Here is a 20,223-nt window from a genome sequence, read left to right as displayed (position 1 = left end):
ATTATTGATTTCTAGCTTCCCAAGCTTTATTGACTGAGCGTCTCCAAAGGTAATCAATACCGAAAAATCCGATAACTGCAGCAATCGATGCACATATAAGTGAGCCAACAATAAAAGCAGGACCAATAGTGGAAATACTCTGTGTTAACCATTCCCACGTAGGTTCGAATTGGAAAGGCTGAATCTCTTGACCTAATGCAAAAACACCGACAAGATATGAGCAATAAAATATGGGTGGCATTGTTAATGGGTTAGTTATCCAAACCAGTGCGATTGATAAAGGCAGGTTAACTCGGAAAGGAATTGCGAGGGCCGCCGCTAAAACCATTTGAAAAGGGACAGGGATGAACGCAAAAAAGAGTCCAACTGAAAATGCGCCTCTAGCTGAGCGTCGATTAAGGTGCCACAGGTTTGCATCATGCAATAAACTTCCAAAAATTCGTAACGATTTTTGTTCTTTGATCTTGTTGTGATCGGGTAAAAAGCGTTGGATCGTTTTTTTCGCCATATGGAGCAACCATCTACTTCAATTTTGATTTGCTGCGGCATCATTTTCGGGTGTGTTATATCCGTATTCTTCATGGATACATGGCAATTACCCGTCAGTTTTGCCTTGCTCGTTATTGTTAAGAGCTATTTTAAGCTTTTTTCGAACGTTTTGGCAGGTTTTATTTTAGGTATTTTTGTTACAAGCCTGAATTACTTCATGTTCTACCACATATCTTGGCAAGATTTAGTTGTTGATAAACAAGTTAAAGTTGTAGCAACAGTGTCTCAAGTTATTAAGTCTGGAAAACAGTCTTATATTAAAGTTGACATTAAATCGATTGACAAATTTCAAGTCCGAAAGTGGCAAACTGTTAGCGCAAATTTGTCTGTGAGTAATCATACTTTGCAGCTGCGAGAAGGCGACATGATTGCAGGTAAAGCAAAGTTGAAACAGTTTCGATCACGAAAAAACTTATATACATTTGATAGTGAGCTATTTGCGTTTCAAAATCATGTTTATTTTAAAGGCAAGATAGAGATTGAACGACATGATAGTAAAGATCGAGCTTGGCAAACTAACTATAGGCACTATATTTCAAGTGTTTTTCAAAAGTATGAGTTGAGCTGGCTATATTACACATTGATGACTGGTGATAAATCTAAAATCCCCAAAAAAGATAAAGAGCACTTTCGTATGTTGGGACTCAGTCATTTACTCGCCATTTCTGGGCTGCATATAGCGATTTTCTTTTCATTAAGTTTTATGCTTTTAAAAGTTCTTCTAATACCACTGCAAAGCTTCCTAAAACAAGATGCCAATACCCATACCCTTGGGGTTTTATGTGCGCTCATTAGTGCCGGGTTATATGTTACTGTGAGTGGCATGCAAATATCAGCACAACGCGCTTGGTTAATGGCACTGATAGGTGTGGTTTGTTATTTATTAGGAACTCGCATTAGTTTCTTTAGGCTTATTTTGTATGCGCTCACAGTGATTATCTTAGTTTCTCCATTTTCATTATTAAACATGGGATTGTATTTTTCATTTGTAGCCGTGAGTTGCATCCTATGGTTTATTTCAAAACAGAAGAGGGCGAAAGGAGAGTCCTTGAAATGGCGAGATAAATTGGTCTGGATTACAAAGATACAGCTACTTATATTTGTATTTTTATGCCCATTGACAATCTTTGCATTTCAGGGAGTGAGTATTAGTGGCTTGGTTGTAAACATTGTGGTGATCCCATTATTATCTTGTGTGATCTTTCCGGCAATTTTATTGCAGTCTGCAATTTTTCACGTCTTTGATGTGAGTGCTATTTCACTGCTTGATATTTGGCTCTTTGATGCCTACAGATGGCTATTGAAATTAAATTTTCACTGGTTAGACATTGCGCCAATCACAGTGAGCCAACTGATCGCAGTGATGCTTGTTATTGTGTTGTTATCTAATCCGTTAACGCGTTTTTATTCATTAATTCCATTAATCGCCACTTCGCTTCATTGGTGGATGAGCCCCAAACCTATTTGGCAAATCAATATTTTTGACGTTGGACACGGCAGTGCAGTGTTGGTGGAGCACAATGGAAAAGGTTTTTTGTATGATTTGGGCGCCAGTTACTTTGGTACGTATTCTATGTTCAAACATGTTGTGATGCCTTATATCAAAGCGAATAATATTGAGCTTATACATACCATTGTGAGCCACGATGATGGCGATCATGCTGGAGGGTTAAAAGATTTAAACTTGCTTGGTTATAGAGAAACATTACGAACTTTTCATAGAGAGGAATATGCACAGCCATGTTTGCTAAAAACGATTGAATTAGGCAGTTTGACTATTCAGTCTATATGGCCTGAGCAGCTACAGGGCAATGATAATAATAGTTCATGTGTTGTTATGATAAGCGATGGCGAATTCACACTTTTGCTACCTGGTGATATTGAAACTGACATTGAATCGCGCATTATTACCAAATATGAAGAGCATCTAAACGCTTCATTTTTACTTGCTCCACATCATGGTAGTCGTACATCTTCCAGTGCCGAGTTTATTGAGCAAGTAGACGCAGAATTAGCCATATTTTCTCGCAGCTTTAACACGCCTTGGGAGCTGCCTCATTCAGATGTTGTAAGGCGTTATCACCATTTTGGATATAAAACATACGACACGGCATTGGATGGTCAAGTTCAGATCCGCGTTTTTAAACAGCACTTTGAAGTTTACACCGCCAGAAACGCGAAAAATCTATGGTTTTTAAGATAATGCATTCAGTTTTTGCTTGATGGCAGATACAATAAGGGGGTTTTGAAGTTTTAGAGTAACACTATGCAACAGTCTGCAAAGCAAATATATAAAAGGCTTTTGACTTACACCTATGAATTTAAAGCAGCGTCTTTGTTTGCAATAATTGGCATGCTTGGTTATGCGGCAATGGATGCGCTGTTTATTCAGTTAATGAAACCATTTATGGATGATGGTCTCACGCAAGGTAATCAAGAAGTACTCGCCATGGCTCCTATTGTGGTCATTTTATTGGTCTTAGGGCGCGGTATCTTTAATTATATGTCTTCATATTGTTTAAGCTATGTAGGCTCTCAAGTCGTCAGAAAGCTAAGACAACAACTGTATGAGCATATGTTGTTTATGCCAGTTTCTTTTCATGATAAACACTCTAATGGTGAACTGGTTTCAAAAATCACATTCGATACAGAGCAGGTTCAACAGGCGGTTACACGTGCACTTCAAGTTGCTATCCGCGAAGGGGCGTTTGTTGTCTTTTTATTATGGGGCATGTTCGCAATTAGCTGGAAGTTATCTCTTTTATTTTTAGTTATTGTGCCATTTGTTGCCATTGTAGTGAGTATAGTTTCTAAACGTTTCAGAAAGATTTCAAAAAGCATTCAGGATGCTATGGGCGCGGTGACAAGAGGCTCAGAACAAATGCTGTCTGGCCACAAAGAGATCCATGGTTTTGGAGGTCAGGAAAAAGAAATTACACATTTTGCTAAGGTGAATAACCATAATCGTCAGCAGCGGGTCAAAATGGATGCAACAAGGGCGCTCAGTGTTTCAGTCATTCAACTGATTGCAGCCAGTGCCATGGCCGTCGTTTTGGCGATTATCGCAATGCCAGATGTACATGAGTCTTTAACACCAGGTGTTGTTGCATCTTTGATCACGGCTATGGTTATGATGCTTCGTCCTTTGAAGCAGCTTGCAAACGTAAACAGTGATTTTCAAAGAGGTATTGCTGCTGCGAAGAGTATCTTTGATGTACTTGATGAAGAAAAAGAAAAGGATACAGGCACGTACTCTGTCGATAGTGTTAAAGGTGCAATTTCCGTACAAGGTGTTACTTTCACCTATCCTACAAAAGATGAACCAGTCATTGAAGACCTTTCGATTGAGATCCCAGCGGGTAAAAGTATTGCGTTAGTGGGCCGCAGTGGCTCTGGCAAGTCGACATTGTCTAGTTTACTACCGAGGTTTTATGAATTGGATAGCGGCTCTATTAAATTAGATGGTGTAGATCTAAGCGAATACACTTTAGCTAGCCTCAGAAACCAATTTGCGCTTGTTTCTCAGCATGTCACTTTGTTCAATGATACGATTGCAAATAACATTATGTATGGGTTGGATGAAAAGCTCAGTGAAGCGGAACTAATTGAAGTTGCTAAAAAAGCGCATGTCTGGGAATTTGTTAAAGACTTACCAGAAGGTTTAGACACTGAAGTCGGTGAGAATGGTGTCATGCTTTCTGGCGGTCAAAGGCAGCGTATAGCGATAGCACGTGCGATTGTGAAAGATGCGCCTGTATTAATATTAGACGAGGCTACTTCGGCTTTAGACACAGAGTCTGAGCGATTGATCCAAGAGGAGCTTGATAAGCTGATGGTTAATAAGACCTCGATAGTCATTGCACACCGCCTATCAACCATAGAAAAGTCCGATCAAATTTATGTACTCGATAAAGGTCGAGTGCTTGAGCAAGGGAAACATGACGAGTTGCTAGCCAACGATGGAGCGTACTCTGCACTTTGTAAGATGCAATATGGTGAATAACAATGAACAAAGTGGAACAAAGTTGGTATAAACCAATCAGCCTTATCAATATTGTTTTATTACCACTGAGCGGACTTTTTTGGTTAGTAAGCTCTGTAAGAAGGTGGATGTTTCGTATTGGCATAAAGTCATCATACAAGGCATCTGTGCCAGTTATGATTGTAGGTAACATTGGTATTGGCGGTAACGGCAAAACACCATTTGTACTTTGGCTTGTGCCTTATTTACAATCACTTGGTTTGAAAGTCGCCGTGATCAGTCGTGGATATGGTGCCAAGCCGCCACACACACCATACAAAGTAAGTGATGACAGTACCGCAGAGTTGGCGGGAGATGAGCCGTTATTAATTTATAAACGGTTAGGCTGTGATGTGGTTATCGGTGGCGACCGCAAAGCGAGTATCGAATATCTAATCACGCATAATGAACCTGACATCATTGTAAGCGATGATGGGCTGCAACATTATCAGCTTGATAGAGATATTGAGATTTGCATCGTTGACAACGAGCGTCGTTTTGGCAATGGATTATTATTACCTGCTGGGCCACTGAGAGAAACGCCAAAGCGCTTAAAGTCAGTTGACCTCACTGTGTTTAATGGTTCCATCAAAGAGGACGGTTACTCACTCAATACAACAGGTATTTACAGTGTGAAAACGGGGGCACGGGTTACACAATTTGAGCCTAAAGGTATCGCCGTAAGTGCAATAGGCAACCCATCTCGCTTCGAGAAGTCGCTTAGTGCAAATGGAGTGACAATTACACAAAGCAAACACTTTGCAGATCATCATATGTTTACTGAACAAGATTTTGAGATCTACAACAAAAGCAACATATTTATGACAGAAAAAGACGCAGTGAAATGCCAGTCTTATGCGAAAGACAACTGGTATTTTTTACGCGTAGATGCTGTTCCGTCAGAAGGGCTTGTTAACAAGCTCCACAACTTATTAGATAGAAAGGGGATTATTACCCATGGCGTTTGATACTAAATTACTTGAAATTATTGCGTGCCCAGTATGCAAGGGCAAATTAGCATATGATAAAGATAACAAAGAGCTTATCAGCACAGCAGCAAAGCTTGCCTATCCAGTAAGAGATGATATTCCTGTTTTGCTAGAAAATGAGGCAAGAGAATTATCTCTTGAAGAGGTAGAAAAGTGGAATTCATAGTTGTCATACCTGCAAGGTATGCATCAACACGCTTGCCAGGCAAGCCACTTGTGGATATCTGCGGTAAATCAATGATCCAAAGAGTCTTCGAGCAAGCGCAAAAGTCAGGTGCAAAAGCAGTTTATATCGCGACTGACCACCAGCTGGTTTTTGATGAAGCAAAGCGTTTTACTGATAACGTATTGATGACTCGTGAAGATCACCAGTCTGGCACTGAACGCTTAGCTGAGGTTGTTGAGTTACTTAACTTGGATGACGATACATTAATGGTGAATGTACAGGGTGATGAGCCTTTGCTTGAACCAGAAAATATCTCTCAAGTGGCGGAGTTACTGTTCAACTCTTCTGCACCTATGGCAACATTGAGCGTTGACATTGAAGATGTGGAAGAAGTACTCAACCCGAATGCTGTGAAAGTAGTCAGCGATATTAAGAATAATGCGCTGTATTTTTCTCGCTCACCGATCCCGTTTCAGCGTGACAGCATGATGTCGTTGGATAAAAAGAGTATTCCTCTTACACACTTTAAGCGTCATGTAGGGATTTATGCTTATCGCGCTGGGTTTATAAAAACCTATCTAGATCTGAGCGTATCACCGCTGGAAGTGCAAGAGTCTTTAGAGCAGCTTCGAGTACTTTATCACGGTCACTCAATTAAAGTGACTAAAGCGTGCAAACCGGTGCATGCAGGCGTTGATACACCTGAAGACTTAAATCGCGTGATTGAGTTTTTAAATGGCTGATATTAAAGTCATTGCGCAGCATGAGGATTTTGTTGTTGCTTATAAGCCGTGTGGCTTGAGTTTTCATAGCGAAGAGCAAGCTGGGTTTGTCGCTTTGCTGGAGCAGCAACTGGAGATCAGTTTATTTCCAGTGCACCGATTAGATAAGGTCACATCTGGCTTATTGGTGTTGGCAAAATCTAGTCAAGCGGCTGCTAAACTGACAGAGATGTTCACAAGTCGCGAGGTAGATAAATATTATCTCGCGCTGATTTCAGATAAGCCAAAGAAAAAACAAGGGTGGATAAAAGGTGATATGGCTAAGTCTCGACGTGGCACATATAAACTTTTAAAAAGCCAAGAAAACCCAGCGATAACCCGGTTTTATTCTACAAGCATTGAGCCGGGTCTAAGGGCTTGTTTACTGAAACCGTACAGTGGCAAGACTCATCAATTACGAGTTGCCTTGAAAAGCCTGTCGGCACCCATTTTAGGTGATGATAGCTACGGTGGTAAACAGTCCGATAGAGTGTATTTACACGCTTACTATCTCTCGTTTAATTGGAATGACGAGCGTGTGGCTTTTAGTATCGAGCCTGAGGAAGGCAGTAAATTTATGCAATTAATTGAGCATGAAGTATTTTTATCATGGCGTCAGCCTGAGCAGTTAGAGTGGTAATATGACAGATCAAGATACGTCACTTCGATTTGGTGGCATCGGCAGATTATATGGTGACCAACAATTAGCATGGTTAAGTGACGCGCATTTTTGCGTAATAGGCATCGGTGGTGTGGGCAGTTGGGCTGCTGAAGCATTAGCAAGAACTGGTATCGGACATATTACGCTGATCGATCTTGACGATATTTGTGTGACGAATATCAACCGTCAATTACACGCAGTGACGCAAACAGTGGGTGAAATTAAAGCTGAGGCAATGAAGTCTCGTCTTGAAAGCATCAATCCAAATTGTCAGGTCACGGTAATAGACGATTTTATTACGCAAGAGAATATCAAAGAGTACATTCAAGGCTTTGATTATGTGATTGATTGTATTGATGCTGTAAAAGAGAAAGCGGCACTGATAGCGCATTGTAAGCGTAACAAAATCCCTGTCATCACAACTGGCGGAGCAGGTGGTCAAACGGACCCAAGTCAGATTAGTTTTGGAGATGTTGCTAAAACAACCCATGATCCGCTACTTGCAAAAGTACGATATTTACTGCGCAAGCAATATAACTTTACCACTAACCCCAAGCGTAAATTTGCCGTAGATTGCGTGTATTCTACAGAGCAACTGGTTTACCCAACAGGGGATGGCGAAGTGTGTAAAGCGAAACAACAAGCTGATGGCAGTAAAAATATGGATTGCGCAACAGGCTTTGGCTCAGCAACCATGGTGACTGGCAGTTTTGGCTTTTTTGCCGCAGCAAAATCTATTCGAAAATATTTAGATAAAAAAGCTCGAACAAGTAAGTAGCTCCAATTACTGGAGCATATTTACCTGTTGTTGAATACGTTCAACAATCGCTTTGACACCATTGCCTCTAGATGGGCTTAAATGTTTAATTAGGCCCATGTCTTCAAATAGCAGATAAGCGTCTATGTCTTTTGCTTCATTTGGTAATGTATGGTTGTAGCAGGCCAGAATAATCGCCAATAACCCTTTTACGATACGCGTATCTGAGTCAGCAATAAGCACGAGGCGTTGCTGAGACTCGTCTAGGTCAATGTGCAACCATACATTGCTTTCGCAGCCTTTTACAAGCGCTTCAGTGGTCTTCAGCGGTTCTGGCAAGCTTGGCAGTTGTTTACCAAGCAACATGATCTCACGGTATTTTGCTTGCCAGCCAGATAAACTGTTTAGCTTTTCTTGGATTTGATTGATATCCATTATTCTTCCAACATCTCAATGGTTTCTATAAGTGCACTGATAAAAGTGTCGATGTCTTGCTGATTATTATAAAACGCAAGACTTACGCGAATTGTGCCGGGAATATTTAAATGTGCCATTAAAGGCTGTGTGCAGTGGTGGCCACTTCTTACTGCGACGCCGTATGTGTTTAATAGGGTAGCGATGTCAAAGTGATGCTCGTTTTTATACGTAAAACTGACAACACCAATATTATGTGTTGTGTCGCCCCAAATTTTAACGCCTGCGATATTTTTTAGATTTGATATTAGATATTGATACAAAGCATGCTCGTGCTCAATCAACGCATCTCTTTCAATATTATTGAGATAATCAAGTGCCGCTCCAAAGCCGAGGACACCACTGATATTAGGTGTACCAGGTTCAAATTTTTCAGGTGCTTGTCTAAACGTTGTGCCTGAGAAGCTAACAGTGTCGATCATTTCGCCCCCGGTCTGGTAAACAGGCAGGCTATTGAGCAGTTCAAAACGACCGAAGAGTCCACCAAGGCCCGTTGGCCCAAGCGTTTTATGAGCCGAAAACACAAAAAAATCACAATCAAGTTGTGTTAAGTCTGGTTTTAAATGCATAAATGATTGGGCACCATCAACGACAGTGATTGTTGAATAGGCTTTTGAGGCCTCAATCAATGATTTGACGTCATGAATATTGCCTAGCGCATTTGAGGCATGGCAAATACTTAAAATCGTTGGTTTAAGGTCGTGTATGAGTTCAATAGAGGCATTGTGGTCCAATACACCTTCTTTTGACGCGGGTAAAACAACGATTTTAGCACCTGTTCTGGCAGCTGCTTGCTGCCAAGGCACAATATTGGCGTGGTGCTCAAAAGGAGAGAGTACAATCACATCATCTTGAGTTAACTTTTCTGATAGACCATGGGCGATTAAATTAAGAGAGTCAGTTGCGCCTTTAGTCCAAACTACTTCGTTTCTATGAACATTTAAGTATTGAGCAAGTTTGTCGCGAACAGCTTCATATTTTGTGGTTGCATCAGCGCTAAGCGTGTGTGCACCGCGGTGTACATTGGCATTCTCGATCTGATAAAAATGGCTTACTGCATCAATTACACTTTGTGGCTTTTGTGTTGTGGCAGCAGAATCAAAATAACAAAGTGGCTGCTCATCCACCAGTTGGTGTAATAAAGGAAAGTCTTTACGAAGTTGCTCAATCAAGATAATTGCTCATTAAGAACCGGAAACCGCCGAATTTTACCTAATTGAAATTCCCTTGCAAGTCTGAACAATGAAATCAGTAGGGTAAATCTAAAAAGGCAGCTTGTTGCTGCCTTAATTGTGCCTTTAGTGCTCAACCTTTGGAGGGAAGTTGGCGAGAATATCTTTGACGGTATTATTAACCGACTCGGTGCGTTTTTCAGGCGATTGCTTTTTGCGTAAGCGACCTTCTTTTGCGCCGCGCCAAACCAGTTGATTTGACGCACTGTCGATAATATCAATGACTAAAGTACCGACTTCATATTCGCGCGCTTGCGTTTGTGTATGCCAGCCAACACCCCAATAGTTCCAGCGTGCAGAATAGCTGGTATTAAAAGTGTCTACGTCAAGCTTTGTATCTACTGCCGCGTGGAAGTTTACCATTACATCCGCTTTAGTGCCTTCAACAAGAGTGATACCATGCTGTGCCATCTCAGTAATAATTGCGTTGCGTACACGCTTTTCCATCAGCTCACTGATCTGATAATTGTCAGCACCTTTATCAAAATTGGCAGTGTCAGGAGACCAGGAAAAGGTTTTGTAATTGGCAAACTCAACAGATTTATCGTAGTCCCAATCCGGTGTGTTAGAACAAGCACTTAAAACAATTAAACTTAGCGCTACAAGCAGGTTACGAGTCATTTTTTACTCCTTAATTAAGGCTTTTGGCCTTGTAATACTAACTGGACCCTAATGGATAAGCAAAAATGCTCTAAGATCCAGTTATTAAGACCATTTTAAACTACGAATGTTCCACTTCAATCCAGTCTTTTTCGTCTACCCAGTTTTGGCTGCCTTTATTCACACTGCGAATTGGCACTAGGTAATCACAACTTATCTGTGGCTTCACCGAAGCAAAGATAGGCACAAATCCAAAGCTTAAGGCAGTCTCTATAATTGCTTTTTGGTTCTGCGGGTCGATATCAGCCGCTTCATCAATATAAATAGGTATACGGTACAACGCTTGCTCTTGATCAGAAAGCAGGTAGCGAATAAACAACATGCCACACAGTAGCTTAATGGTGATACGTGTACCGTTTGAGCCGGCAGAGTCAATTTTATCGAAGTGCTCGGTTTCACCAGCGCGGTTGACGACTTCAAAGCGGATGTCGAATAAATCAGTTAGCGTCAGGCCAGCTTTTTCACTTGCCAGCTTGATAATGTGATCTTTTGCTTCATTTACCGCTTTTTCGTCTGCTTGTGCTTCACTTAGTAAATCAAAACTTTCACCTTGCTCGTAGACTTCTGAGGTACTGATAATAGTATCAATACTGTCAACCAGCATCTTGCGAGGGATCACATTTATCTTAAACGCTTTTAAGTTTGAAATACGGTGTTGGCTGATCCCACGGTTAAAACTGTTCATTTCACGGCGTAAGCGATCTAAGTCTTCTCTCAGACCTTTAATTGTTGCCGCAACCTCAGTAAGTGCAACACGTGCTTGACGCTCTACCGCATCGCGCTCGTTATCAATATTATGATAGGCGCTGATCAATTTAGCGTATTTTGTTGATTCATCGGTTTCGTTATCAAACTTTGTGATGCCTGCATTGTAAATATGCAAATAAGTGTTTCTGACATTCACATCAAGATTTCTCAGTTCTTGGCAGTCTTTATTAAATTGATGCACAATTTCTGACAGGTTATCAAAGTCAATTTTAACATCGATAGGGTAAGGGGTTTGCTTACCCTCATAAATCGCCAATGTATGGTCGATACGTTCAGACTTAACTTGCTTTAAACGATCGCTTTGTCTCAGGATGAGATCTTGTTTGCTCTTGATGATCGAGCGACGATCTGAAATAGATCCCGCATTGCGTTGCACATCTTGTAAATAGTCATCAACTTGCTCGCGCTCAGCCGTTAATTGGTCTTTAAGCGCAAGCTGTGCTTCAGCTGATTGCTGCATAGTTTGGAATTGCTCAAAGCGCTTGAGTGCTTCTTCGGTTGCCATCAGCTCCTGATATAGCGCATCGCGTTCTTGCTGCTTGTCGGCGACGTTTGCAGCAACTTCTCTTTGTTGTTTAAGCTCTGTGAGCGAGCGCTGCAGGGCTTCAAGCTGGGCTTGTAGCTGTGCTTTATTCTCTCCACTTTGCATTTGCACAGGCGCTAGCTTTTTCAGCTTAATGCTGACACCTGGCAGTTTAAGTTCACCGCCTTTTACAGCGTTTGATAGAAGCGCTAAGAAGTCTGCAAATGCGTCTTCATCTTCAATTGTGACTTCACCCTGTGAAGTGGTGGCAAAAGAGAGCAGATCAGGATTTAAAATTCGTGAGATCTCTTCAACTTCTTTTAAAGAGAGATCCTCACGCATACGCGTAAATAAATTAAATTCTAAGTTTTTAAGCTGAAGCTTTAAGCTCTTGATTTGCTTTTGCGTTTCACCAATTCGGTAGTCAAGTGTATGTAAGCTTTGACCTTGCGCACTGTTAATTGAGAACGACAGTTGCTCATACTCTTTTTTCAACAGTGTTAGGTTGGTCTTCAAAGTAGCGTGATTGGTCAGCTCAAACTCTGATTTAAGGGCTTGGTAGTCTGTAAACCACTGCTCAATTTGTGTTTGCTTACGCTCGATATCACGAGATTGCTGAACATAAAGCTGCTGTTTTTGCTCAAAATCACGCTTTTCTTGTTCGATGTTTTCAAGCTGTTCGTTAAGCTCATCGATCTGTGTCGTTTGATATTCATCAAAGGCGATAATGGCTTGGTCAATCTTAGGCGCATAAGCAGCTAATTTGCCTTTAATGGTTGCTTCACTTTCGATCATCTGCTCAAGTGCAGCAATGGGCTCTTGCATTGACTCTAGTGCATTGAGCTCCCGTTTTGAGCGGTTAACCTTGTCAAACGCGCGGCGCCATACTTCATAAAAGTCGACCTTTGAATTTGACATATGACGTTCAAAAACTCGTAACATAAAGCGTTTAACATCATGAGCACCAAGTTTGTGCAAATTTAAGATACGTCTAAAGATCTCTTTATAGATCGCGGCATCTTGCACATTGTTAAGCGGGATCATTTTAAGGTTAATGTCGCCGTCGTAAGGCGTCGCACCACCAGTTAATAATGCGTTTAATTCGGCAGCTTTAAGCTCAATGGGCTTGAAACCTTTTTCACCAAGGTGATTAAATAACTTGGTGTATTTGATGATGCTTTTGCCTTCAGTAAAGTCATCAAGGTTTAATTTGCCGTTGTAGCAAAAAAACTGATGCGCATAGCCTGCAATTTTACCGAGGCCTGCGACACCAATCACGACGTCGCCATGAGGGAGGTTTGCTTCGAGTAAAATATAAGATTGATCACTAGAGAAGTAGAATTTTCTGGTTTCTTCTAAGTCGTGACCATCCCATTCAGTCAAACGTAAGTCATTGACTAATGGAAATTGTAGCGCATTGATAACAGAGCTTTTACCCGTGTTGTTTGGGGCACAGATAGATGCACTTTTATCTAATGGGATAACACACTTGGCGTAGCCTGCCGTGTTTAAAAGCGCCAGTTTGCTTAGTCCATATAATTCGCTCATACTTCTTCCTCTAGCGCTTCAAAGTTATCTTCATTGACTTCCATCAAGGCGTCGATATATCTATAAACCGGTGCTAACAATATAAAACCACGCTCGGTTTCTTTACAAAGCCCTAATCTCAGCATTCTTAAAAAGACATCTTTTCTTAAATCTGATCCTGAGAAGATCTCCAATTGATCAAATAAGTGTTTGTTAAGTTGGATGAGGGTTTGCATTAGTTCTAAATCGATTTGCTCGTCAAAAAGCGCACGTAAAGGATCTTTGCCTTGGTTTGCGTAATACTCGATAAGGATAAACACCGTTAGTGCAATGGCGCGGCTGATTTTGCCCATATTAGGTGTGCTTTCGTCACTGGCAAGATAATAGAAGCCGCGAGCATCATGCTGAAGATCGTGACCAAGTGCTGCAAATAGCGCTTGGTAAGCTTCAATGTGCTGATCAAGTTCTTGCCAAAGCGTCGTGTCTTGTTCACTAATGTGGTAACCACCAGCAAGCTTTTTATTGATAGCTTGCAACTGGGATAAGTCGTTTAGATTAATTTGTGTCATGGTGTCGTACTTATTGCTTTGCTTTTTCAGCGTCAGACTCAGTGTGCTCTGAAGCGCTAAATGGATACAATTTAATTTTGGTATTTGCCAGCTGCATTGATTCTTGAGAATCAGACTGCGTGACCGAGAGGTCAGGGTCGCTGATAAGCTTCTGGTACAAAAACAGCATTTCATCAGCTTCAAGCTTCGGGTAGCTATCACTTAAGAAGCCAAGTAGGGCGGTGCGCTTTTTACCGCTGCTGGAAAATGATTTCCTAACATCTTGATAGTCTGGGATATTAGGGCTTTGGTATGCGGGTACATCGTCGTGATCAGGCAGCTGATATTCTTCATGTTCAAATTCTGCCAGACTTGCCATATAAGCAACCATGTGGCGTTTTTGTCCAAGGTTAAAACGCTGTATATCGGATACAAAATCGGGTTGTACAGGACTTAGCATACGGTCAACGCCATTTTTACGAATAAGCCCCAATACTTTGGCAGCCTGACGTGTAATTAAGGTATTGCGTCTAAGCTCTTCACGCAGTGGCATGAGCATATCGGCACTTTTACCTAAGCTTTCACGACCAATTAAATGCATGTCTAGAATGCGCGTTCTTAATTGCTCTAACATACGTTTGTCGTGTGCACCGCGCCCAAGCTGTTCAATTTGAGTTATCTGCTCACTTATCTGTAATTCAATTTGGCTAAAACAGGCTTGGAATGGTCCGTGAATGTCGACCATTTCAAGCATAGGCTCAATGTATTCGTCAAAGGCTTCAATGACAGCTTGATAACGTCGTTTTAATGATAAATTACTGTGATCAGACTTTGCTTGTTCAACTAGGTTGAGGATGGCGCTTTCATTGTGTTGAAAAAGCTTTACAATTTTTCTGACGCGTTCATCCATTATGCGGCTGAATCGTCTCAACTCACTGTGGTCACCCTCATTGCCTGCCTGAGAAAGGCGCTCGCCTAGGCGTTGCAAATCTTTCACTAGTACAGTAATTTCTTCAGCCAATCCTAAGTGCTCTTCTTGTAATAAAAAGCTTGCAAAATCAGCGACTGCACGATTGATTTCAAGTTGAGAAGATTTGGCTAATGGAATAATAATTTCTTGATTTAATAATCTATTTGTCTCTTTATAAACCCGTTCACTTGACCAGTTTGGGTTTTTTAGTTTTATGAAGTTTTGTACATCTTTTATACTGAAATCGGACATTTTAAAGCGTTTAAATAACAACTCTAAAACACTCCAGTGCTCATTTAATGTATTAAGAACTTTTTTAGCTGGGATCATAACTTTCCAGTTTGTATCATTTTTGTGACATCACTAGTTCACTAATTTGTCATAAAGTGTAATTAGCGATAGCAGTCACTTGCCCATAGTGTTAGACTCCGCGCCGATTTACATCGCCCTTTACAAAAATTACATTTTATTACAGGTTGTTTACGCGTATGGTCACTTCCATAATCCTAACCCTAATAGCGCTAGCTTTTGTGCTTATCGTTATAGAGGATATTATCCATGTAAACAAGGCCAAAACGACGCTTTTTTTTGGCACTTTATGTTGGATTATCGCTTTTATATCTCCAATTCATGGTGAAAGCTCAGAAACTATACAACATCAGCTCGATCACAACATTTTAGAAATCGCGACCTTATGGCTTTTTTTAATGGCTGCGATGACCTTTGTTGCTTATTTAAACTCCAAAGGTTTTATTCAAAATATTGTGCACCGAATAATGCCTGAGCAAATCAGCGAGAGAAAGTTAATGTTTCTTGTCGGTGCATTTGCCTTTGTTTTTTCTTCGATTTCAGACAATATTACAGCGACTTTAATTTCGCTGGCGGTTGTCATGTCTTTGAAGTTGGATGCTAAAAAGCTTGTTAAGTATGCCACATTAATCATATTTAGCGTAAATTCTGGTGGTGTCTCTTTGATCACAGGTGATGTAACGACCTTAATGATATTTTTAGCTGGTAAAGTCACCATTCCTGATCTGCTGTTACTGGTGTTGCCAGCGATTGTGAGTGTGTTTGCACTGGCAGCCATGTTGTCTATTGGCATGAATGAACAGCTTTACTTTGCAAGGCAAGAAGTAAGAAGAATAGAAAAAACCGATATCACCATTGCTGTGATTTTCATGTCGACTGTATTGGCAACACTGTTTTTAAGTGTGCAATATCAAGTACCACCCATGCTTACATTTTTGTTCGGCTTGTCATTTATGTTTTTAGTCGCGCAGTTTCTTATGCGTAAAAAGGACGTCAACAAAAAGATTATTGATTACATACGAGAGATAGAGTACGACACATTACTGTTTTTTGTCGGTGTACTTTTGTTGGTCGGCGCGCTTAAAGAAGTTGGCGTATTGAGCATGTTTACAGAGTTATATCAATTTTTGGCACCAGAATATGCAAATTACCTGGTTGGGTTGTTGAGTGCAGCGGTAGATAATGTGCCACTTACGGCAGCTTTACTTAAAGCACAGATTGAAATGACACCTCAGCAGTGGCTCACGTTTACGTATGCAACAGGCGTTGGTGGCTCGATGCTTATTATTGGTTCAGCTGCGGGGATCATTGCAATGAGTAAAGTTAAAGCGCTTACATTCATGAGTTATTTAAAGATGGTGTTATATCTTCTTGTCGCTTATTCCATTGGTTATGCAGGCTCATTTTACATGGGGCAACTTATCTAAATAAATTTTTTGACGTCTAGGTACAAAATTGCTTGACACCTAGACGTCTAAAAGATAGTTTTTAAAAGCCTGCTCCAGTAGCAGGTTTTTATTTTGCTATTGTTCAGGTTAGAACACGCAAAATAGACAGAAGAGGTGCGATGCTTAGGTAGCTTGTTCGAGGACACGACATCCAACGACAGCAAGTGAGGGAAGTATTCGCCGAGGAAAGTGATTGGTCGTCACAATGACTTTTCGGTTTACGGGGTTGAATCCCCGGAACTGTCACCGATTATTGGTGGAGAGCTTCTGGCAGTGGTTTTTCAATGTATTTCAATATCCTCTTGCCAATGAGTTCTCCTTATTTTTTGACAGCACCGATGTTGTCACAAGGAGATAAAATGAATTCCCAGTATGTAGTTGCTAAGTTTGGTGGTACCAGTGTTGCCGACTTCACAGCGATGCATCGTTGCGCGCAAATCATAAATGATGACCCAAATGTTCGAGTAGTCGTAGTGAGTGCCAGTGCCGGCGTCACTAATCACTTAGTTGAATTGGTGCAACAAAAAGCAGATGAAACTCAGCGACAAGCACTTGTTGATGCTGTGATGCAAATTCAGCAACGTATATTGGAGCATGTGACGCTCGATGCTGACTTGCAGTCTGGTTTTGATGGCACATACAGGGAGTTTAAAGATATAGCACTTCTGCCAGCATTAAGCACACAGCAATGCGATGAAGTATTGAGCTTTGGTGAGCGCTTTTCATCATTTATCTTTACTCAAGTACTGAGAAACTTAGGTGTCAGCTCGGTTCGTTTCGATGTAAGAGAGGTATTGAAAACTGATAGCAATTTCTCTAAAGCGACGCCTGATATTTTAGCAACAGCAATTGCTGCTTCAGAACACTTGCAGCCATTGCTTGAGGAGCAGGTAGTCGTCACACAAGGTTTCATCGGCAGCGATAAATATGGGCAAACGACGACACTTGGTCGCGGTGGTTCTGATTACAGTGCTGCGCTTATTGCAGAAGCAATCAATGCGCAAAGTGTACATATATGGACGGATGTCGTTGGCATATTTAGTACAGATCCTAGGTTGTGCAGTAAAGCAAAACCAATTGCAAGGCTTAGCTTTGACGAAGCTGCTGAAATGGCGACTTTCGGTGCAAAAGTGTTGCACCCAGCAACGATTCTACCAGCAAGTCGCAAAGGCATTTCGGTATTTGTGGGTTCGAGTAAAGCACCTGAACAGGGTGGAACTTGGATTGAAAAAGAAACACAATCTCAATCTGGCATAAGAGCTGTTACACAGCGAAAAAATCAAATTTTATTGACCTTGAAGAGCCCTGAAATGTTGTTAGCTAGTGGCTTTTTAGCAAAAATATTCACCATACTCAGTAACTATAATATCTCCGTTGACCTTGTCACGACTTCTGAAATTAGTGTTGCCCTTACATTGGACAATGCACCTAATGCTTCACGACCTGAGCTTGAACAAGCATGCCTTGATGAGTTAGGCGAATTTTGTCATGTGTCAGTTGAAAACAACCTAACGCTTGTTGCCATGATTGGTTCTGAGATTCAGTTAAGAGGTGGAGATGACTGCTTGGTTGATGTGTTGTCTGAGTTTGATATTCGTTTAATTTGCCATGGTGCAAGCCGACATAATCTGTGCTTTTTAGTAGAGCAATCAAATTCTGACGCGGTTGTGCAGGCAATTCATCAGAAGTTGCTCGAAGCAGCTTAATCATTTTGCTTTGGCAGGGGCTAGTTATATTCTCTATGCCCCTTTGATTCTCTTTCTAAGAAGAAATAATTCTATAACAAAAATTAATGATAAAGTTGCAATAAAAGGCGGATGGTGACAAGCTTAGGTTAGAGGAGTACATAACACTAAAGGTTACTTATGCAGTATCAAGATATCTATGAATTTTGGTTTGTGACTTGCTCTGAGCAAGATTGGTGGCAGAAATCAGCTACATTTGATCAAAAGGTTAAAAGCCAATTTTCAATCCTCCATAAGATGGCACATAGCGGTGAACTTGAAAAGTGGCGTGAAACACCGGTTGGCTCTTTGTGCGAGATAATCGTGTTAGATCAGTTTCCAAGAAATATGTACCGAGATACGCCGCAAGCCTTTGCAAGTGATGCGTTAGCACTAAGCTTGTCACAACAAGCTATTGAAAAAGGGTTTGATAAAGCACTAAATGATACAGAGGTGGGGTTTTTATACATGCCGTTTATGCACAGCGAAAGTGCAGTGATCCACCGTCATGCAGAGGTGCTGTTCAGAGATTTACCTGGATATGAATTCGAATTAGCACATAAAAAAATCATCGATCGCTTTGGTCGTTACCCTCATAGAAATGACATTCTGGGCCGCGTATCAACAGATGAAGAGCTAGAATTTTTGCAACAGCCAGGCTCAAGCTTTTAACTGTTGCCATTAATTCATTAATAAACCGTATAAGTTCCTGTAAGAGGGTTCTTGCACTCGCATTTTTCGCTCGAAAAGGTATAATCGCTGGCCAAAACAATAATTATATTTGTGTTCAATTATGGCTCAGGTACGTGATGGTTTTCAAAGCCGACTTGGTTTTGTTCTAGCGGCGGCAGGTGCTGCTGTTGGTTTAGGTAATATTTGGGGTTTCCCCACGCAAGCTGCTAATCATGGCGGTGGTGCTTTTTTACTCGCATATTTTATCGTTATCTTTTTGTTGGCTTTACCTGCTTTGTACACTGAGCTTTACCTCGGTCATCAAGCACAAGCTAATCCAGTAAAAGCATTGAAGCAAGCATGGCAAGAAAAACAGCCAAGTGTAGGTGCTGCAGCTGGTTACATTGGTTTGGCTGGCGCGATTGTGATGCTGAGTTTTTATTCAATTGTGGCCGGGTGGATGCTCGCCCATTCCATTGAGCCCGTTACGTCTTTATTAGGTATGGATGCTGCGAGTCAGTTTCTGACAGGGGATTCTACACATAGAAACTTTATCTTCACGCCTTTGATGTTGCTACTGACTGCTGCAATTATTTTGAAAGGGGTGAAATCAGGTATTGAGACATGGTCACGTCGCTTAATGCCACTTTTATTGTTATTACTATGCTGTTTGATTGCTTACATGGCGACACTTGAAGGAGCATCAGACGGATTCAGAGCATATTTAGTTCCTGATTTTAGTAAAATTACAGACCCAGATTTGATTATTGCAGCAATGGGCCAAGCGTTCTTCTCTTTATCGCTCGGTGTTGGCTGTATGATGATTTACGGCTCATATTTGAAACCAAATGAAAACCTACCAAAACTGACTTTCAGTGTTGCTATGTTAGATACTGGCGTGGCATTTTTAGCTGGTTTGTTGATTATACCTGCTATTTTTGTTGCGCAGCAAAATGGCGTAGAAGTGTTTCAAGATGGCAAGCTGGCTGGGGAAGGGCGACTCATTTTTGCAATTCTACCTGAGCTTTTCTCGAGCATGGGACAAATTGGTATTTGGGTTGGTTTGACATTCTTTGTATTGATGTCAATCGCCTCTCTGACTTCAACGATTTCATCCACAGAAATTCCGGTGTCTTTTTTAGTTGAAAATCACGGCATGGAACGTAAAAGTGCAACTTGGGTAGTGACGCTAGTGATACTTGTGTGTTCTAGTCTTATTATAATGAACTTTGATTGGCTGTTTGGCTTGGTTATCTCAGTATTTACTCGCTATCAGTTACCGCTAATGGGGTTATTCTATTTTGTTACTGTAGGCTGGATGTGGAAACGTGGAAATAAGCTGATTGAGAACGCCTCAGGTATGCATTATTGGTTTGCGCAATATTTACGTTTTATCTGTCCAATTTTAATGACAGCTGTATTCGTAAATGTTGTTGTAAATAAATAAATTGGTTTAAAAAGAAA

At 41.0% G+C, this 20,223-nt stretch carries 18 protein-coding genes and 1 riboswitch; of the genes, 11 read left to right on the top strand and 7 right to left on the bottom strand.

Translation table 11 applies throughout. The annotated features are described in order from the left end of the window. Position 1 precedes the first annotated feature (1 nt). Entirely contained in the window at positions 2–508 is a 507-nt protein-coding gene (locus L1077_RS14570; RefSeq protein WP_039609880.1) for a DUF2062 domain-containing protein, read from the bottom strand. Here L1077_RS14570 and L1077_RS14565 point away from each other — a divergent pair, their 5' ends adjacent. The 7 genes from L1077_RS14565 (at position 509) to tcdA (ending at position 7,925) form a co-directional block, all read left to right on the top strand. After that, entirely contained in the window at positions 509–2,752 is a 2,244-nt protein-coding gene (locus L1077_RS14565) for a DNA internalization-related competence protein ComEC/Rec2 (RefSeq protein ID WP_343222192.1), read from the top strand. A 63-nt stretch (positions 2,753–2,815) separates the two neighbouring features. After that, complete coding sequence (gene msbA, locus L1077_RS14560; RefSeq protein ID WP_237137497.1) at positions 2,816–4,552, top strand: lipid A export permease/ATP-binding protein MsbA; 1,737 nt, start codon at positions 2,816–2,818, stop codon at positions 4,550–4,552. A gap of 2 nt (positions 4,553–4,554) precedes the next feature. Continuing rightward, positions 4,555–5,538: a tetraacyldisaccharide 4'-kinase gene (gene lpxK, locus L1077_RS14555; RefSeq protein WP_237137496.1), complete on the top strand. Its 984-nt coding sequence runs from the start codon at positions 4,555–4,557 to the stop codon at positions 5,536–5,538. Continuing rightward, on the top strand, positions 5,528–5,725 hold the full coding sequence (locus tag L1077_RS14550; RefSeq protein WP_046355029.1) for a Trm112 family protein: 198 nt from the start codon (positions 5,528–5,530) through the stop codon (positions 5,723–5,725). Before lpxK ends, L1077_RS14550 begins: the two co-directional genes overlap by 11 nt. Next, the gene (gene kdsB, locus L1077_RS14545) at positions 5,713–6,468 is read left to right on the top strand and encodes a 3-deoxy-manno-octulosonate cytidylyltransferase (RefSeq protein ID WP_237137495.1); all 756 of its coding nucleotides are present in this window, start codon (positions 5,713–5,715) and stop codon (positions 6,466–6,468) included. The genes L1077_RS14550 and kdsB overlap by 13 nt, the downstream gene beginning before the upstream one ends. Then, positions 6,461–7,126 carry a TIGR01621 family pseudouridine synthase gene (locus tag L1077_RS14540; protein ID WP_237137494.1) on the top strand — a complete coding sequence of 222 codons (666 nt, stop codon included), beginning with the start codon at positions 6,461–6,463 and terminating at the stop codon, positions 7,124–7,126. Before kdsB ends, L1077_RS14540 begins: the two co-directional genes overlap by 8 nt. Before the next feature lies 1 nt (position 7,127). After that, a complete protein-coding gene (gene tcdA / locus L1077_RS14535) occupies positions 7,128–7,925 on the top strand; it encodes a tRNA cyclic N6-threonylcarbamoyladenosine(37) synthase TcdA (RefSeq protein ID WP_237137493.1) in 798 nt (265 codons plus the stop codon). A gap of 6 nt (positions 7,926–7,931) precedes the next feature. Here tcdA and L1077_RS14530 read toward each other — a convergent pair whose 3' ends face one another. The 6 genes from L1077_RS14530 to L1077_RS14505 all read right to left on the bottom strand — a co-directional run bounded on the left by L1077_RS14530 (position 7,932) and on the right by L1077_RS14505 (position 14,936). After that, positions 7,932–8,339, bottom strand: a complete 408-nt coding sequence (locus L1077_RS14530; RefSeq protein WP_237137492.1) for a SufE family protein — start codon at positions 8,337–8,339, stop codon at positions 7,932–7,934. After that, positions 8,339–9,556, bottom strand: coding sequence for an aminotransferase class V-fold PLP-dependent enzyme (locus tag L1077_RS14525; RefSeq protein WP_237137607.1), 1,218 nt, complete (start codon positions 9,554–9,556; stop codon positions 8,339–8,341). Before L1077_RS14525 ends, L1077_RS14530 begins: the two co-directional genes overlap by 1 nt. Positions 9,557–9,676: 120 nt before the next feature. Continuing rightward, positions 9,677–10,231, bottom strand: a complete 555-nt coding sequence (locus L1077_RS14520; RefSeq protein ID WP_237137491.1) for a DUF4136 domain-containing protein — start codon at positions 10,229–10,231, stop codon at positions 9,677–9,679. Positions 10,232–10,331: 100 nt separating this feature from the next. After that, complete coding sequence (locus L1077_RS14515) at positions 10,332–13,109, bottom strand: ATPase (protein WP_237137490.1); 2,778 nt, start codon at positions 13,107–13,109, stop codon at positions 10,332–10,334. Continuing rightward, positions 13,106–13,657, bottom strand: a complete 552-nt coding sequence (locus L1077_RS14510; RefSeq protein ID WP_237137489.1) for a condensin complex protein MksE — start codon at positions 13,655–13,657, stop codon at positions 13,106–13,108. The genes L1077_RS14515 and L1077_RS14510 overlap by 4 nt, the downstream gene beginning before the upstream one ends. 10 nt (positions 13,658–13,667) lie before the next feature. Further along, positions 13,668–14,936 (bottom strand): hypothetical protein, encoded by a 1,269-nt coding sequence (locus tag L1077_RS14505; RefSeq protein ID WP_237137488.1) that lies wholly within the window; start codon positions 14,934–14,936, stop codon positions 13,668–13,670. Between the two features lie 158 nt (positions 14,937–15,094). On the opposite strand from L1077_RS14505, the gene nhaD reads away from it, so the two are divergent. The 4 genes from nhaD to L1077_RS14485 all read left to right on the top strand — a co-directional run bounded on the left by nhaD (position 15,095) and on the right by L1077_RS14485 (position 20,206). After that, the gene (gene nhaD / locus L1077_RS14500; protein ID WP_237137487.1) at positions 15,095–16,342 is read left to right on the top strand and encodes a sodium:proton antiporter NhaD; all 1,248 of its coding nucleotides are present in this window, start codon (positions 15,095–15,097) and stop codon (positions 16,340–16,342) included. Between the two features lie 122 nt (positions 16,343–16,464). Next, positions 16,465–16,638: riboswitch (Lysine riboswitch) on the top strand. Between the two features lie 84 nt (positions 16,639–16,722). Next, entirely contained in the window at positions 16,723–18,069 is a 1,347-nt protein-coding gene (lysC, locus tag L1077_RS14495) for a lysine-sensitive aspartokinase 3 (protein WP_237137486.1), read from the top strand. Between the two features lie 159 nt (positions 18,070–18,228). Further along, the gene (locus L1077_RS14490; protein ID WP_237137485.1) at positions 18,229–18,759 is read left to right on the top strand and encodes a DUF924 family protein; all 531 of its coding nucleotides are present in this window, start codon (positions 18,229–18,231) and stop codon (positions 18,757–18,759) included. 121 nt (positions 18,760–18,880) lie between these two features. Further along, complete coding sequence (locus L1077_RS14485) at positions 18,881–20,206, top strand: sodium-dependent transporter (protein WP_063360827.1); 1,326 nt, start codon at positions 18,881–18,883, stop codon at positions 20,204–20,206. Positions 20,207–20,223 lie beyond the last annotated feature (17 nt).

This window comes from Pseudoalteromonas luteoviolacea, from assembly GCF_021654285.1.
Classification (GTDB): Bacteria; Pseudomonadota; Gammaproteobacteria; order Enterobacterales; family Alteromonadaceae; genus Pseudoalteromonas; species Pseudoalteromonas luteoviolacea_J.
This window is presented reverse-complemented; position numbering and strand designations above follow the sequence as displayed.